This window comes from Pectobacterium sp. A5351 (assembly GCF_028335745.1).
GTDB lineage: Bacteria > Pseudomonadota > Gammaproteobacteria > Enterobacterales > Enterobacteriaceae > Pectobacterium.
Map to the genome: position 1 here is coordinate 988,368 of NZ_CP116477.1, position 14,416 is coordinate 1,002,783.

11 protein-coding genes are annotated in these 14,416 nt (G+C 51.9%); 9 read left to right on the forward strand and 2 right to left on the reverse strand.

Features of this window, described 5'->3' with window-relative positions; translation table 11 throughout:
* Positions 1–18: 18 nt before the first annotated feature.
* Both glnD and map read right to left on the reverse strand, forming a co-directional pair.
* Positions 19–2,613 carry a bifunctional uridylyltransferase/uridylyl-removing protein GlnD gene (gene glnD, locus O1Q74_RS04725; protein WP_442953138.1) on the reverse strand — a complete coding sequence of 865 codons (2,595 nt, stop codon included), beginning with the start codon at positions 2,611–2,613 and terminating at the stop codon, positions 19–21.
* A gap of 236 nt (positions 2,614–2,849) precedes the next feature.
* A complete protein-coding gene (gene map / locus O1Q74_RS04730; protein WP_271876499.1) occupies positions 2,850–3,644 on the reverse strand; it encodes a type I methionyl aminopeptidase in 795 nt (264 codons plus the stop codon).
* A 345-nt stretch (positions 3,645–3,989) separates the two neighbouring features.
* On the opposite strand from map, the gene rpsB reads away from it, so the two are divergent.
* The 9 genes from rpsB (at position 3,990) to bamA (ending at position 14,372) form a co-directional block, all read left to right on the forward strand.
* Positions 3,990–4,715, forward strand: a complete 726-nt coding sequence (gene rpsB, locus O1Q74_RS04735) for a 30S ribosomal protein S2 (protein ID WP_010284816.1) — start codon at positions 3,990–3,992, stop codon at positions 4,713–4,715.
* A 134-nt stretch (positions 4,716–4,849) separates the two neighbouring features.
* Positions 4,850–5,701: a translation elongation factor Ts gene (tsf, locus tag O1Q74_RS04740; RefSeq protein ID WP_225087147.1), complete on the forward strand. Its 852-nt coding sequence runs from the start codon at positions 4,850–4,852 to the stop codon at positions 5,699–5,701.
* 155 nt (positions 5,702–5,856) lie between these two features.
* Positions 5,857–6,582, forward strand: a complete 726-nt coding sequence (pyrH, locus tag O1Q74_RS04745; RefSeq protein ID WP_012773631.1) for a UMP kinase — start codon at positions 5,857–5,859, stop codon at positions 6,580–6,582.
* 135 nt (positions 6,583–6,717) lie between these two features.
* Positions 6,718–7,275 carry a ribosome recycling factor gene (gene frr / locus O1Q74_RS04750; RefSeq protein ID WP_271876506.1) on the forward strand — a complete coding sequence of 186 codons (558 nt, stop codon included), beginning with the start codon at positions 6,718–6,720 and terminating at the stop codon, positions 7,273–7,275.
* A 228-nt stretch (positions 7,276–7,503) separates the two neighbouring features.
* Positions 7,504–8,700 carry a 1-deoxy-D-xylulose-5-phosphate reductoisomerase gene (gene ispC / locus O1Q74_RS04755; RefSeq protein ID WP_271876508.1) on the forward strand — a complete coding sequence of 399 codons (1,197 nt, stop codon included), beginning with the start codon at positions 7,504–7,506 and terminating at the stop codon, positions 8,698–8,700.
* Between the two features lie 198 nt (positions 8,701–8,898).
* Positions 8,899–9,660, forward strand: a complete 762-nt coding sequence (gene ispU, locus O1Q74_RS04760; protein WP_271876511.1) for a (2E,6E)-farnesyl-diphosphate-specific ditrans,polycis-undecaprenyl-diphosphate synthase — start codon at positions 8,899–8,901, stop codon at positions 9,658–9,660.
* 9 nt (positions 9,661–9,669) lie between these two features.
* Complete coding sequence (cdsA, locus tag O1Q74_RS04765; protein ID WP_180742182.1) at positions 9,670–10,527, forward strand: phosphatidate cytidylyltransferase; 858 nt, start codon at positions 9,670–9,672, stop codon at positions 10,525–10,527.
* Between the two features lie 21 nt (positions 10,528–10,548).
* Entirely contained in the window at positions 10,549–11,904 is a 1,356-nt protein-coding gene (gene rseP, locus O1Q74_RS04770; protein ID WP_271876515.1) for a sigma E protease regulator RseP, read from the forward strand.
* Between the two features lie 35 nt (positions 11,905–11,939).
* On the forward strand, positions 11,940–14,372 hold the full coding sequence (gene bamA / locus O1Q74_RS04775; protein ID WP_271876518.1) for an outer membrane protein assembly factor BamA: 2,433 nt from the start codon (positions 11,940–11,942) through the stop codon (positions 14,370–14,372).
* Positions 14,373–14,416: the final 44 nt, after the last annotated feature.

Consider the following 14,416-nt stretch of genomic DNA (forward strand, 5'->3'; position numbering starts at 1 on the left):
CTTTCCTGATTGTAAAAATTAACTCAATGGTACTTTATCGTTTGGGTTAAGGGCTTCTGTCAACCGTTCTTGCAATTTAAGGCGTAAATCCGGCTTTAATGCCCGTCTGTCGCTGTCGGCCAGAATGAAAAGATCCTCTACCCGCTCGCCGATTGTGGAAATGCGTGCGCCGTGCAGCGACAGGTTGAGATCGGCAAAAATTTCACCGATACGTGCCAGCAGCCCCGGTTGGTCGAGCGCGCTAAGCTCCATATAGCTGCGTCTGTCCGTATGTGTCGGCAGGAAGTTGACTTCGGTTGGCACGCTGAAGTGGCGCAGCTTGGGTGATGGTCGACGTACGCGCGGATGCTGATAATGCCGTTGTGTCAGCGCTTGTTCCAGTGCGTGACGTATCATTTCATGCCGATCCTGCGCCAGCGGACTGCCGTCGGGTTCCAGCACGATGAACGTATCCATCGCCATGCCGTCACGGCTGGTAAAAATCTGCGCGTCGTGCACGCTGAGGTTGCGTCGATCTAACTCACCGGCGACCGCTGCGAAAAGATAGGGTCGGTCCGGGCTCCAGATAAAGATCTCTGTACCGCCACGGCTAGCCTGATGACTGATCAGCACCAGCGGTTTGTTGACATCATGCTCCAACAGGTGACGCGCGTGCCAGGCTAGCTGGTTTGGCGAGTGGCGCAGGAAATAATCGGCTCGACAGCGGCTCCAGATGTAGTGCAACGCTTCTTCATCAATATTATCCATCCGCAGCAGCGCCAGCGCCTGCAAGCGATGATGGCGGACGCGTTCGCGTAAATCCGGCGTATTTTGCATACCACGGCGCAGCTGTTTTTCTGTCGCAAAATAGAGTTCACGCAACAGGCTTTGTTTCCAGCTATTCCACAGCGTTTCATTGGTGGCGCAGATATCTGCAACCGTCAGGCTGACTAGATAGCGCAAGCGGGTTTCGCTCTGCACTTCGGTGGCAAATTGCTGAATGACGGTGGGATCCTGAATGTCGCGACGCTGGGCGGTGACGGACATCAGCAGATGACAGCGCACCAGCCAGGAAACCAGTTGAGCTTCGCGTGAATTCAGCCCGTGCAGGGCGGCAAATTCCAGCACGTCCTGTGCGCCCAGTTCGGAGTGATCGCCGCCGCGGCCTTTTGCAATATCGTGGAACAGGGCGGCAAGCAGCAATAATTCGGGCTGAGGTAGGCGAGGGTAGAGTTCTACGCACAGCGGATGCTGTGGCCGTGTATCTTCATCAGCGAAGCTTTCCAGCTTGAGCAAGACGCGAATCGTGTGCTCATCCACTGTATAGGCATGGAACAGATCGAATTGCATCTGACCGACAATATTCCCCCACAGCGGCATGTAAGCCCACAGCACGCTGTGGCGATGCATTGGCAGCAGCGCACGGCTCACCGCATGCGGGTGGCGCAGAATATTCATGAACAGCTGGCGCGCCTCTGGGATGGTGCAAAGCGGGCTGGAGAGATGGCGACGAGCATGGCGCAGTTGGCGCAATGTGGTGGAGTAAATGCCGTTGATGTCGCGGTTACGCACCATCAGGTAGAACATGCGCATGATGGCTTCCGGTTTTTTGATAAAGAGGTCTTCATCGCGCAGGTCCACCAGATTACCGCGTAGCTGGAATTCATCGTCAAGCGGACGAGGCTTCTCACTCGCATCCAGTGCCAGAATCGCTTCGTCAAAGAGCTGCAACAGCATCTGATTCAGCTCGCTGACGCGGCGCGTCATACGGTAGAAATCCTTCATCATGCGCTCTACTGGCGTGTTGCCTTCGCCCTGATATTGCAACAGCTGTGCGACGTTAAGCTGCCTGTCGAACAGCAGCCGATTGTCGTAGCGCGGCAGGATCAGATGCAGAGCGAAGCGGATGCGCCACAAAAAGCTTTGGCACTCGTTCAGCTCTTTACGTTCGGCCTCTGTCAGGAAGCCGAACCCCACCATCTCATTCAGCGACGTGGCACCAAAGTGGCGTCTCGCGACCCACAGCAGGGTGTGAATATCGCGTAGCCCGCCCGGACTGCTCTTGATATCGGGCTCCAGATTGTAGCTGGTGCTGTGATAGCGTTGATGGCGTTCCTGCTGTTCGGCGATTTTTGCCGGAAAAAACGTGGATGACGGCCAAAATTCATCACTGAATACGTGTTTTTGCAGCGTGAGAAATAGAGCCACATCGCCGCATATCATGCGCGATTCGATCAGATTGGTGGCGACAGAGATATCGGCGCGTCCTTCCTGTAGGCACTCTTCCAGCGTTCTGACGCTGTGGCCGACTTCCAGTTTCAGATCCCACAGCAGGGTGATAAATTGGCCGACGCGTTGGGAATGTTCCTCACTCAGCGCCGTCTGGCTTAAGACCAGCACGTCGATATCGGAGAGTGGGTGCAGTTCACCACGGCCATATCCGCCTACGGCGACCAGCGAGGTCTGGGCGATATTTTCAAAACCGTAGAAGTACCACAGTCGCTGCAACAGGCGATCGATGAATAAGGTTCTGGCATCTATCAGCTTTTCCGCGCTGACGCCGGCGCGGAATTCTGAACCGAGCCAAAGCTGAAACAGTTCCAACTGCTGTTTTAGCGTCTGGCAATCCAGCATGTCATCCGCGTAGGTCAGCGGTGACGCGGGGAGCGGTACTGATGCAGTGGTATCATCTATAGGGCTGTCTGATGAGGACGCGTCAGGTGGCGTATTGTCTGGCGAAAAGCGGTTATCTGTCATAGCGCAGCCCATAAAAAAACGCAGAGCGCGTTTTTCAACGTCGCTTGCGACGGCCCGTAGGGGGGCGTGCTTTCTGCACGCCATAAAAAAGCCGGCGTCTGCCGGCTTAGTGTTTATTGTTCATGCGTGATGATGTTGGGGATGGTGTCATCCTTTCGCAACGTCATTATTTCGCAGCCGTTATCGGTTACCACAATAGTATGCTCGTACTGTGCCGACAAGCTGCGATCTTTGGTTTTTACCGTCCAGCCGTCTTTCATCGTGCGAATACGGAAATCACCAGCATTAAGCATGGGCTCGATCGTAAATGCCATACCCGTCTGCAACACCACACCGCCGTCATCGGCATCATAGTGCAGAACCTGTGGTTCTTCATGGAAGCCTTTACCGATACCGTGACCGCAATATTCACGCACTACGGAGAAGTTATTCCCTTCAGCAAACTGCTGGATAGCTTTACCCAACGTACGCAGACGAATGCCGGGTTTAACCATTTTCAGCGCCAGATAGAGGCTTTCCTGCGTAATGCGACAGAGGCGCTCGCCCAGAATGGTTGGCTTGCCTGCGATGAACATTTTTGAGGTATCGCCGTGGAAGCCGTCTTTGATGACGGTGACGTCGATATTAACGATGTCGCCATCCTTAAGGATTCTGTCATCGCTTGGAATGCCGTGGCACACCACTTCATTGATAGAGATACAGACGGATTTTGGGAAGCCATGGTAGCCCAGACAAGCAGAGATAGCCTGCTGTTTGTTGGTGATGTGATCGTGACAGATTCTGTCTAGTTCGGCAGTACTTACACCCGGTATCACGTGGGGTTCGATGATTTCCAGGACTTCGGCAGCCAGACGGCCAGCGACGCGCATTTTTTCGATGTCTTCAGGAGTTTTAATTGAAATTGCCATGGGTGCTCGTCCGCAGATGTCATTTAAGACACGAGAATTAAGATGAATAACTAATAACTTATGTTACCAGTCCTGCCGCTGGCTTGCCAAACTATCATTCTGATTCGTGGGCGATGGAATAACAAATGTTGGTGTCGCTGGGGGATTTATGGTATAAAGCGCGCCGATGATCCGGCTGGATATCGGTTATACCGTACCCAACCACATCGACTAAACTCACTTTGTGTAAATAACACACACATGTCGGCACGTTCGCCGGGGTGCTCCTGAGGTGTTTCACCGGATGGGGTCGGCGCAATGGGACATGTGGAGGCATAACCCCATACTTAATTAATAGAGGTAATCATGGCAACTGTTTCCATGCGCGATATGCTCAAGGCTGGCGTACACTTTGGTCACCAGACCCGTTACTGGAACCCGAAAATGAAGCCATTCATCTTCGGTGCGCGTAACAAAGTTCACATCATCAACCTTGAAAAAACTGTACCAATGTTCAACGACGCTCTGGCTGAGCTGAGCAAAATTGCTTCTCGCAAAGGCAAAATTCTGTTCGTTGGTACTAAGCGCGCAGCAAGCGAAGCGGTAAAAGATGCAGCCAACAACTGCGATCAGTTCTTCGTGAACCATCGTTGGTTGGGCGGTATGCTGACTAACTGGAAAACCGTTCGTCAGTCCATCAAACGTTTGAAAGATCTGGAAACCCAATCTCAAGACGGCACGTTCGACAAGCTGACCAAAAAAGAGGCGCTGATGCGCACTCGTGAACTGGACAAGCTGGAAAACAGCCTGGGCGGTATCAAAGATATGGGCGGTCTGCCAGACGCGCTGTTCGTTATCGACGCCGATCACGAGCACATCGCCATCAAAGAAGCTAACAACCTGGGTATTCCAGTATTCGCCGTGGTTGATACCAACTCCGATCCAGATGGCGTTGACTACATCATCCCTGGTAACGATGACGCAATCCGTGCAGTTAGCCTGTACCTGAGCGCTGTTGCTACTGCTGTCCGCGAAGGCCGTTCTCAAGATCTGGCTGTGCAGGCAGAAGAAGGCTTAGTAGAAGCTGAATAATAAGTCTGGCTCGTTGAGCCCTTATTAACCAGGTAGTACTAGTTTGGTTAGGGGCCTTTTTATGGCCCCTTTTTCACTTTTAAAGCTGTTTGGTCGTGACGACCAGGCAGAACAAATCTCCCGAGGATTTTAGAATGGCTGAAATTACCGCATCATTGGTAAAAGAGCTGCGTGAGCGTACCGCTGCGGGCATGATGGAATGTAAGAAAGCGCTGGTTGAAGCTAACGGCGACATCGAGCTGGCTATCGAAAACATGCGTAAATCCGGCGCAATCAAAGCGGCGAAGAAAGCCGGTAACGTTGCTGCTGATGGCGTAATCAAGACTAAGATCGACGGTAACTACGCTGTGATCCTGGAAGTTAACTGCCAGACTGACTTCGTTGCTAAAGATGGTGGTTTCCAGGCATTTGCTGACAAAGTGCTGGACGCGGCTGTTGCAGGCAAAATCACTGATGTTGAAGTGCTGAAAGCACAGTTCGAAGAAGAGCGTGTTGCACTGGTTGCGAAAATTGGTGAAAACATCAACATTCGTCGCGTTTCTGCTCTGGAAGGCGAAGTTCTGGGTAACTACCAACACGGTGCGCGCATCGGTGTTCTGGTTGCCGCTAAAGGCGCTGACGAAGAGCTGGTTAAACACCTGGCTATGCACGTTGCAGCAAGCAAACCAGAATTCGTTAAGCCAGAAGACGTGTCTGCTGAAGTGGTAGAGAAAGAGTACCAGGTTCAGTTAGAAATCGCGATGCAGTCTGGCAAGCCGAAAGAAATCGCAGAGAAAATGGTTGAAGGACGTATGAAGAAATTCACCGGTGAAGTTTCTCTGACGGGTCAGCCTTTCGTTATGGATCCAGCCAAATCTGTTGGTCAGTTGCTGAAAGAGCACAATGCTGACGTGACTAACTTCATCCGTTTCGAAGTGGGTGAAGGTATTGAGAAAGTTGAGACTGACTTTGCTGCTGAAGTTGCAGCGATGAGTAAGCAGTCTTAATCAGTAAAAAAAGAGCCGCCAGTTGGCGGTTCCTTTTTATCCAGCCCAAAGAGTTTCAGTACGCTTGGCTTCCTGCATTCAGATAGGGGGCCGGGTGGAACAGTTTTGATTTTACAACCCCCCAATACGACGACAGCCTGTAGGATAAGAACACCATGGCAACCAATGCAAAACCCGTCTATCAACGAATCCTGCTGAAGCTCAGTGGCGAAGCTTTACAGGGAACTGAAGGTTTTGGTATCGATGCGAGCATTCTGGATCGCATGGCTCAGGAAGTGAAAGAACTGGTTGAGTTAGGCATTCAGGTCGGTGTGGTTATCGGCGGTGGTAACCTGTTTCGTGGCGCGGGTCTGGCTAAAGCGGGTATGAACCGCGTTGTGGGCGACCACATGGGAATGCTGGCGACCGTCATGAATGGTCTGGCAATGCGTGATGCGTTGCACCGTGCCTATGTGAACGCTCGCCTGATGTCTGCGATTCCCCTGAATGGCGTCTGTGATAACTACAGTTGGGCGGAAGCGATCAGCCTGCTGCGTAATAATCGCGTGGTGATTTTCTCCGCCGGAACAGGTAACCCTTTCTTTACCACGGATTCTGCAGCTTGCCTGCGCGGCATCGAGATTGAAGCAGATGTCGTATTGAAAGCGACAAAGGTCGATGGCGTCTATTCTGCCGATCCGGTAAAAGATCCTTCAGCAACGTTATACGATTCGCTGACCTATCAGGAAGTGCTGGAACGTGAGCTGAAAGTGATGGATCTTGCTGCGTTTACGCTGGCACGTGACCATAACTTACCGATCCGTGTTTTCAACATGAACAAACCGGGCGCGCTGCGCCGCGTTGTCATGGGTGAAAAAGAAGGGACGTTGATTAGTCAGTAATAACGGCTAATCCCGATTATAGGGTAATATATTCTCAGTATTGCTCTATACGCCAGCCAAGCGCTGGCATTAATTATTCACCGGATCGTGTACTGACATGGTCCGCCAGGCAACCAGTTTTCAAGGGTTCACAACGTGACTAATGAAATCAGAAAAGATGCTGAAACGCGCATGGACAAATGTGTTGAAGCGTTTAAAAACCAGATCAGCAAAATCCGTACCGGCCGTGCATCGCCTAGCATTCTCGATGGCATTCAGGTTGAATACTATGGCAGCGCAACGCCACTGCGTCAGGTTGCTAACGTTGTCGTAGAAGATTCTCGCACGCTGGCGATTACGGTATTCGATCGTACGCTTGGCCCAGCGGTTGAGAAAGCCATCATGGCCTCCGATCTCGGCCTGAACCCGTCTTCTGCTGGCACCGTCATCCGTGTTCCGCTGCCACCATTGACGGAAGAGCGTCGTAAAGATCTGATCAAAGTCGTTCGTGGCGAAGCGGAGCAAGGGCGTATTTCTGTACGCAACGTGCGCCGTGATGCTAACGATAAACTGAAAGCGCTGCTGAAAGATAAAGCGATCAGTGAAGATGAAGAACGTCGTGCTCAGGATGATGTGCAGAAACTGACTGACAACTTCATCAAGAAAGTAGATACAGCACTGGCAGAAAAAGAAGCGGAGCTGATGGAGTTCTAATCAGCCTGTTGAATATTGCGTCGCAGGGAACGTGTGGGCTTGCCCTTTTTTCCGGCGGCGCTTTATTTTTATACAAGGAATGGGTGAAGGCCAGCCCCTCTAGGCAGTAAACAATTTTTTGCTATATATATGACTGCGACTGTGATCGATAGCAGAGATATATCATGGTAATCGTCTCAGACTCGTGTACCTTCCTGTCATCAAATCCGGTTATTCAGAGCATTTTTAATGAAGCAACTGACAATTCTTGGTTCCACTGGCTCTATTGGCGTCAGTTCGCTGGCCGTCATTAAAGCCAACCCCGATAAGTTTGCCGTACGCGCGCTATCCGCTGGGTACAACGTCAAGCTGATGCTGGAGCAGTGCCTCACTTTTCAACCTGCCTATGCCTCAATGGCGGATGAAGCCTCTGCAACGGCTCTACGCCAACAGCTGGCGGAATACGGCTGCAAAACGGAGGTTTTGGCTGGGGAGCAGGCGGCGTGTGATCTTGCCGCGTTGGATGGCGTCGATCAGGTCATGGCCGCGATTGTGGGAGCAGCAGGGTTATTGCCGACGCTGGCAGCAATCCATGCCGGAAAACAGGTCTTGTTGGCGAATAAAGAATCACTGGTTACCTGCGGTCGTCTCTTTATGGACGCGGTGGCGCAAAGTGGCGCGCAGCTTTTGCCGATTGATAGCGAACATAATGCGATTTTTCAGAGTTTACCTGAGCAAATTCAGCGTCAGTTAGGCTACGCTTCATTGTCGCAACATGGTGTTGAACGTATTGTTTTGACAGGGTCCGGCGGACCGTTTCGTGAGACACCGGTGTCGGCACTGGCAGACATGACACCGGACCAGGCGTGTGCGCATCCAAACTGGTCAATGGGGCGCAAAATTTCGGTTGATTCCGCCACGATGATGAACAAAGGGCTGGAGTATATCGAAGCGCGCTGGCTGTTTAACGCTTCTGCTGAGCAGATGGAAGTCATTATTCATCCGCAGTCAGTGATTCACTCGATGGTACGTTACCGTGATGGCAGCGTTCTGGCGCAGTTAGGATCGCCTGATATGCGTACGCCGATTGCCCATGCGATGGCTTATCCCGAGCGTGTGACATCGGGCGCAAAAGCGTTAGATTTTTGTCAGATTGGTGCGCTGACATTTTTGGCACCGGACTATGCGCGCTATCCTTGTTTGCAGTTGGCAACTGATGCCTGTAATCATGGTCAGTCAGCCACGACGGCATTGAACGCCGCGAATGAAATTGCGGTAGCGGCATTTTTGCAGTCGCAGATTCGCTTTACGGATATTGCGGCGGTAAATCGGCATGTTATTGAACAACTTACATTACCAGAACCCGCCAGTGTTGATGATGTTCTTGACATCGATCGCTGGGCTAGACAGGCCGCAGCACAGATCCTGACACACTACGCGCGGTAGCCAGATAGACCCGTGGCACAATTTGTTCATGTGCGGTGGAGGTGGTATAGTCTGCGCCACTCAGTGGTTGATTATGCGAAAGTTGTTTAATCGACCGTGAAGCTAAGCCGTGATCGTTCACGGCTTTTTTTGCGCTAACGGGGTCTGATGTTACGGAAGGACTGTTGTGTTTCTTGCTTGAGGAAATAAGTACGCGTTATGCCGTCCGATAATCAAAAAAATACTAACGATCTGCCACCCGCTGGACCGCGACATGTTGCCATTATCATGGATGGCAATGGTCGCTGGGCGAAAAGCCGGGGGAAAATGCGGATTTTTGGCCATCAGGCTGGTGTAAAGGCTGTGCGACGTTCAGTCAGTTTTGCAGTAAGCCAAGGGCTGGACGCACTAACGCTTTACGCATTTAGTAGTGAAAACTGGAACCGTCCGGTGCAGGAAGTTTCAGCACTCATGGAACTGTTTGTTCGGGCGTTGGACAGTGAAGTAAAAAGCCTGCACAAGCACAATGTTCGCTTACGGGTCGTCGGCGACATCGGCCGCTTCAGTCCACGTTTGCAAGAGCGCATTCGCCGTTCGGAGACGCTGACAGAAAAGAATCAGGGGCTCACACTGAATATTGCCGCGAATTATGGCGGCCGTTGGGATATTATCCAAGGAGTACGGCAACTTGCAGAGCAGGTGCAGGAAGGCATTCTGCGCCCTGATAGCATTAATGAAGCGTCATTATGTCAGTACATCTGTCTGCATGATCTGGCTCCGGTTGATTTGGTGATCAGAACTGGTGGAGAACACCGCATCAGTAATTTTCTTCTGTGGCAAATTGCTTATGCTGAACTTTACTTTACTGATGTCCTCTGGCCTGATTTCGATGAACAAGTCTTTGAAGGTGCGCTGAATGCTTTTGCACAACGCGAGCGCCGCTTCGGGGGAACAACACCTATCGATGCTGATGCATCCTAGGGGGAACTTTTGCTGAAGTATCGCCTGATTACTGCTTTTATTTTGATCCCGATTGTTATTGCAGCACTTTTCTTGCTGCCTCCTCTGGGATTCACGCTTGTTACGCTGGCTGTCTGTATGCTGGCGGCATGGGAATGGGGTCAACTGGCAGGGTTTGCCTCTTATGGTCAACGCCTGTGGCTCGCGATCCTGTGTGGTTTCTTGCTGGCGCTGATGCTGTTATCACTCCCGGCCTACCATTATTCCGTTCATATTCCGCAAATCAGTATCGCGCTCTGGTCATCGCTGGTGTGGTGGGGTGTCGCGCTGCTGTTGGTGCTGTTCTATCCGGCTTCCGCCTCATTCTGGCGTCATTCGCGTACATTGCGACTGGTGTTCGGTATCATGACGATCGTGCCGTTTTTCTGGGGCATGGTCGCGCTTCGTCATTACAATTACGCGATTAACCCATTTGCTGGTGCCTGGTGGCTGCTGTACGTCATGCTGCTGGTGTGGGGCGCGGACAGCGGTGCCTACATGTTCGGCAAACTGTTTGGTAAGCGTAAGCTCGCGCCAAAAGTCTCGCCGGGCAAAACCTGGGAAGGCTTTCTCGGTGGTCTGGCAACCTCAGCGCTCATCTCCGTGCTGTTTAGCCTGTATGCGCCATTAACGATAGCGCCATCGACGCTCTTGATTTGTTCTATCGCCGCTGCGCTGGCCTCGGTGTTGGGTGATTTGACGGAAAGCATGTTCAAACGTGAGGCGGGCATCAAAGACAGTAGCCATTTGATTCCGGGACACGGTGGTGTGCTCGATCGTATCGACAGCCTGACGGCTGCGGTTCCTGTGTTCTCTTGCCTGATGCTGCTGCTGTTTAAAGTGGCTTAGAATAAAGCGGTAGAGCTATTTATGCTGAGTTTTCTCTGGAATCTTGCCGCGTTTATCATCGCACTGGGTGTGCTGGTCACTGTCCATGAATTTGGACATTTCTGGGTAGCACGCCGCTGTGGTGTGAAGGTCGAACGCTTCTCCGTCGGTTTCGGACGTGCGCTATGGCGTCGTCGCGATCGTACCGGTACAGAATTTGTGATTGCGCTGATCCCGCTTGGCGGCTATGTGAAGATGCTGGACGAGCGCGTCGACGCCGTTGCGCCAGAATTTCGTCACCAATCATTTAATAGCAAAACGGTCTGGCAGCGTGCGGCTATCGTTAGCGCGGGTCCGATTGCCAATTTCCTGTTTGCCATTGTGGCGTACTGGCTGGTGTTTATTCTCGGCGTACCGGGCGTGCGTCCGGTTGTGGGTGAAATACTGCCCAACTCCATCGCGGCGCAAGCGGAAATGTCGGCGGGAATGGAACTAAAGTCAGTAGATGGTATCGAAACGCCTGATTGGGATACTGCGCGTCTGGCGTTGATCGGTAAAATCGGCGATAGCGAGGTTGTGATCGGAACCGCTCCATTAGGCTCTGATCGCGTCGTTCAGAAAACGCTGGATTTACGTGATTGGCAGTTTGAGCCTGATAAGCAAGATCCTGCCGCTTCGCTCGGGATTATTCCGCGCGGTCCGCAAATCGAGCCGGTACTGCATCAAGTGCAGGCGGGGTCGGCGGCGGAAAAAGCAGGTTTGCAAGTCGGAGATAGGATCGTTAAAGTCGACGGGCAGGTGCTAGCGCAATGGCGTGATTTTGTTATCGCCGTGCGTGACAACCCCGGACAATCTATTGCTCTGGAGGTGGAGCGCAACGGCTCAACAGTCCCGTTGACGTTAACGCCAGACAGCAAATCTGTGGGAAGTGGCAGAGTTGAAGGGCTGGCAGGCGTTATGCCAAGTGTGACGCCGCTGCCTGAAGAATACAGGACTGTGCGCCAGTATGGGCCGTTCAGTGCGATCTACCAGGCAACAGATAAAACCTGGCAACTGATGAAATTGACCGTCAGTATGTTAGGGAAACTGGTTATGGGGGATGTTAAGCTGAACAACCTGAGTGGTCCCATTTCGATTGCTCAGGGCGCAGGAATGTCAGCAGATTATGGATTGATTTATTACCTGATGTTTTTGGCCTTAATCAGCGTCAATTTGGGGATCATCAATCTGTTCCCTCTGCCGGTATTGGATGGTGGACACCTGCTCTTTCTTGCGGTTGAAAAGCTGAAGGGCAGGCCGGTTTCTGAGCGTGTGCAGGACGTTAGCTATCGCATTGGTACAGTGTTGCTGATGTTGTTAATGGGACTCGCACTTTTCAATGATTTCTCTCGTCTCTAGGCGCGGGATTAGGTTAGGAAAAACGCATAACAACGATGGCGATCAAAAAGTTGCTCATAGCGTCGCTGCTGTTCAGCAGCGCAACCGTATACGGTGCAGACGGGTTCGTAGTGAAGGACATTCATTTCGAGGGCCTGCAAAGGGTTGCCGTCGGGGCGGCATTACTCAGTATGCCAGTCCGCGTTGGTGATACCATCGGTGACGATGATATCGGTAACACCATCCGCGCCTTGTTTGCGACCGGAAATTTTGAAGATGTTCGCGTCCTGCGGGATGGCGGCACGCTGATTGTGCAGGTGAAAGAACGTCCGACAATCGCCAGCGTCACGTTTTCCGGCAATAAGTCAGTCAAAGACGACATGCTGAAAGAAAACCTAGAGGCCTCCGGCGTGCGCGTCGGTGAAGCGTTGGACCGCACGGCACTCACCAGCATTGAAAAAGGACTGGAAGATTTCTATTACAGCGTGGGTAAGTACAGCGCATCGGTTAAAGCCGTTGTCACGCCACTTCCGCGTAACCGCGTAGACCTGAAACTGGTCTTCACGGAAGGCGTTTCCGCCAAGATCCAACAGATTAATATTGTCGGTAACAAAGCGTTCAGCTCCGACGAATTGATCTCCCGTTTCCAACTGCGTGATGAAGTGCCGTGGTGGAACGTGGTTGGCGATCGTAAATATCAGAAGCAAAAATTGTCTGGTGATCTGGAAACTCTGCGGAGTTTCTATCTGGATCGCGGCTATGCGCGTTTCAACATTGATTCTACTCAGGTGAGCCTGACGCCAGATAAAAAAGGCATCTACATTACCATCAATATGACAGAAGGCGATCAGTACAAGCTGTCCGGCGTAGCGGTGAAAGGCAATCTGGCTGGTCACTCTGCGGAAATCGAAGGATTGACGAAGATTGAACCGGGTGAACTCTACAACGGGACGAAAGTGACCCGGATGGAAGAGGACATCAAGAAACTGTTGGGGCGTTATGGCTATGCCTATCCGCGTGTGGTAACACAGCCGGAAATTAATGATGCAGACAAGACGGTGAGATTAAACATCAACGTAGATGCGGGTAACCGTTTCTATGTGCGTCATATTCGCTTTGATGGTAACGACACGTCTAAGGACGCTGTCCTACGCCGTGAAATGCGCCAGATGGAAGGTGCCTGGTTAGGTAACGATCTGGTTGAACAGGGCAAAGAACGTCTAAACCGACTGGGCTTCTTTGAAAGTGTTGATGTGGAAACGCAGCGCGTTCCCGGCGTCGCCGATCAGGTTGATGTCACGTATAAAGTCAAAGAGCGTAATACGGGGACATTCAACTTTGGTGTCGGTTTCGGTACAGAAAGTGGCGTGAGCTTCCAGGCTGGGGTTCAGCAGGACAACTGGCTGGGAACGGGTAATTCCGTGGGGATCAGCGGGACGAAAAACGACTACCAGACGTACGTCGAACTGTCATTGACCGACCCGTACTTTACCGTCGATGGCGTTAGCCTCGGTGGTCGCATTTTCTATAACAAATTTGAGGCGTCTGACGCCGATCTGTCCGACTATACCAACGTGAGTTACGGTGTTGGCAGCACGTTGGGCTTCCCGATTAACGAGAATAACTCACTGCGTGTCGGCCTGGATTATGTCCATAATGACTTGTCGGATATGAAACCGCAGGTAGCGATGTGGCGTTATCTGAATTCCGTGGGAGTCAATCCCGAAGTTGTTGTTGGCAGCAGCAATAAATCGACTACGGACTTCAAAGCGAACGATTTCTTCCTGAATACCGGATGGTCGTATAACAACCTGGATCGTGGTTACTTCCCAACGAAAGGAACACGTGCGTCCGCGAATGCGAAAGTCACAGTGCCCGGTTCGGATAACGAATACTACAAGCTGACGTTTGATTCTGCGAGCTACTATCCGTTGACCGAGAGTGGTAAATGGGTCGTGATGGGCCGTACGCGTGCGGGCTTTGCTGATGGTCTCGGTGGTAAAGAAGTGCCGTTCTATGACAACTTCTATGCCGGTGGTTCCAGCACGGTACGTGGCTTCCAGTCGAACACCATTGGTCCTAAAGCGGCTTATTACAACTGTGCCACTGGTGCGACGTCTTATTCTGGTTGCGCGATTGATAAAACCAAGCTAAATGATGCCGTCGGTGGTAATGCGATGGCCGTGCTGAGTGCGGAACTGATCGTTCCGACGCCGTTTATCAGCGATAAATACGCAAGTTCCGTGCGTACTTCCTTCTTTGTAGATGGTGGCACGGTATGGGATACCAACTGGAAAAATACACAGGAAACGATTGACGCAGGCGTGCCGGATTACAGCAAGGCAAGCAACTTCCGTGTTTCAAGCGGTATCGCGTTACAATGGATGTCTCCGCTTGGGCCATTGGTGTTCTCCTATGCCCAGCCGGTTAAAAAGTACGATGGAGACAAGTCGGAACAATTCCAGTTTAACATTGGCAAAACCTGGTAGTGTGACGTCAATAGGTCGTATGCAGGGAATGTCGCGTCGTTGTT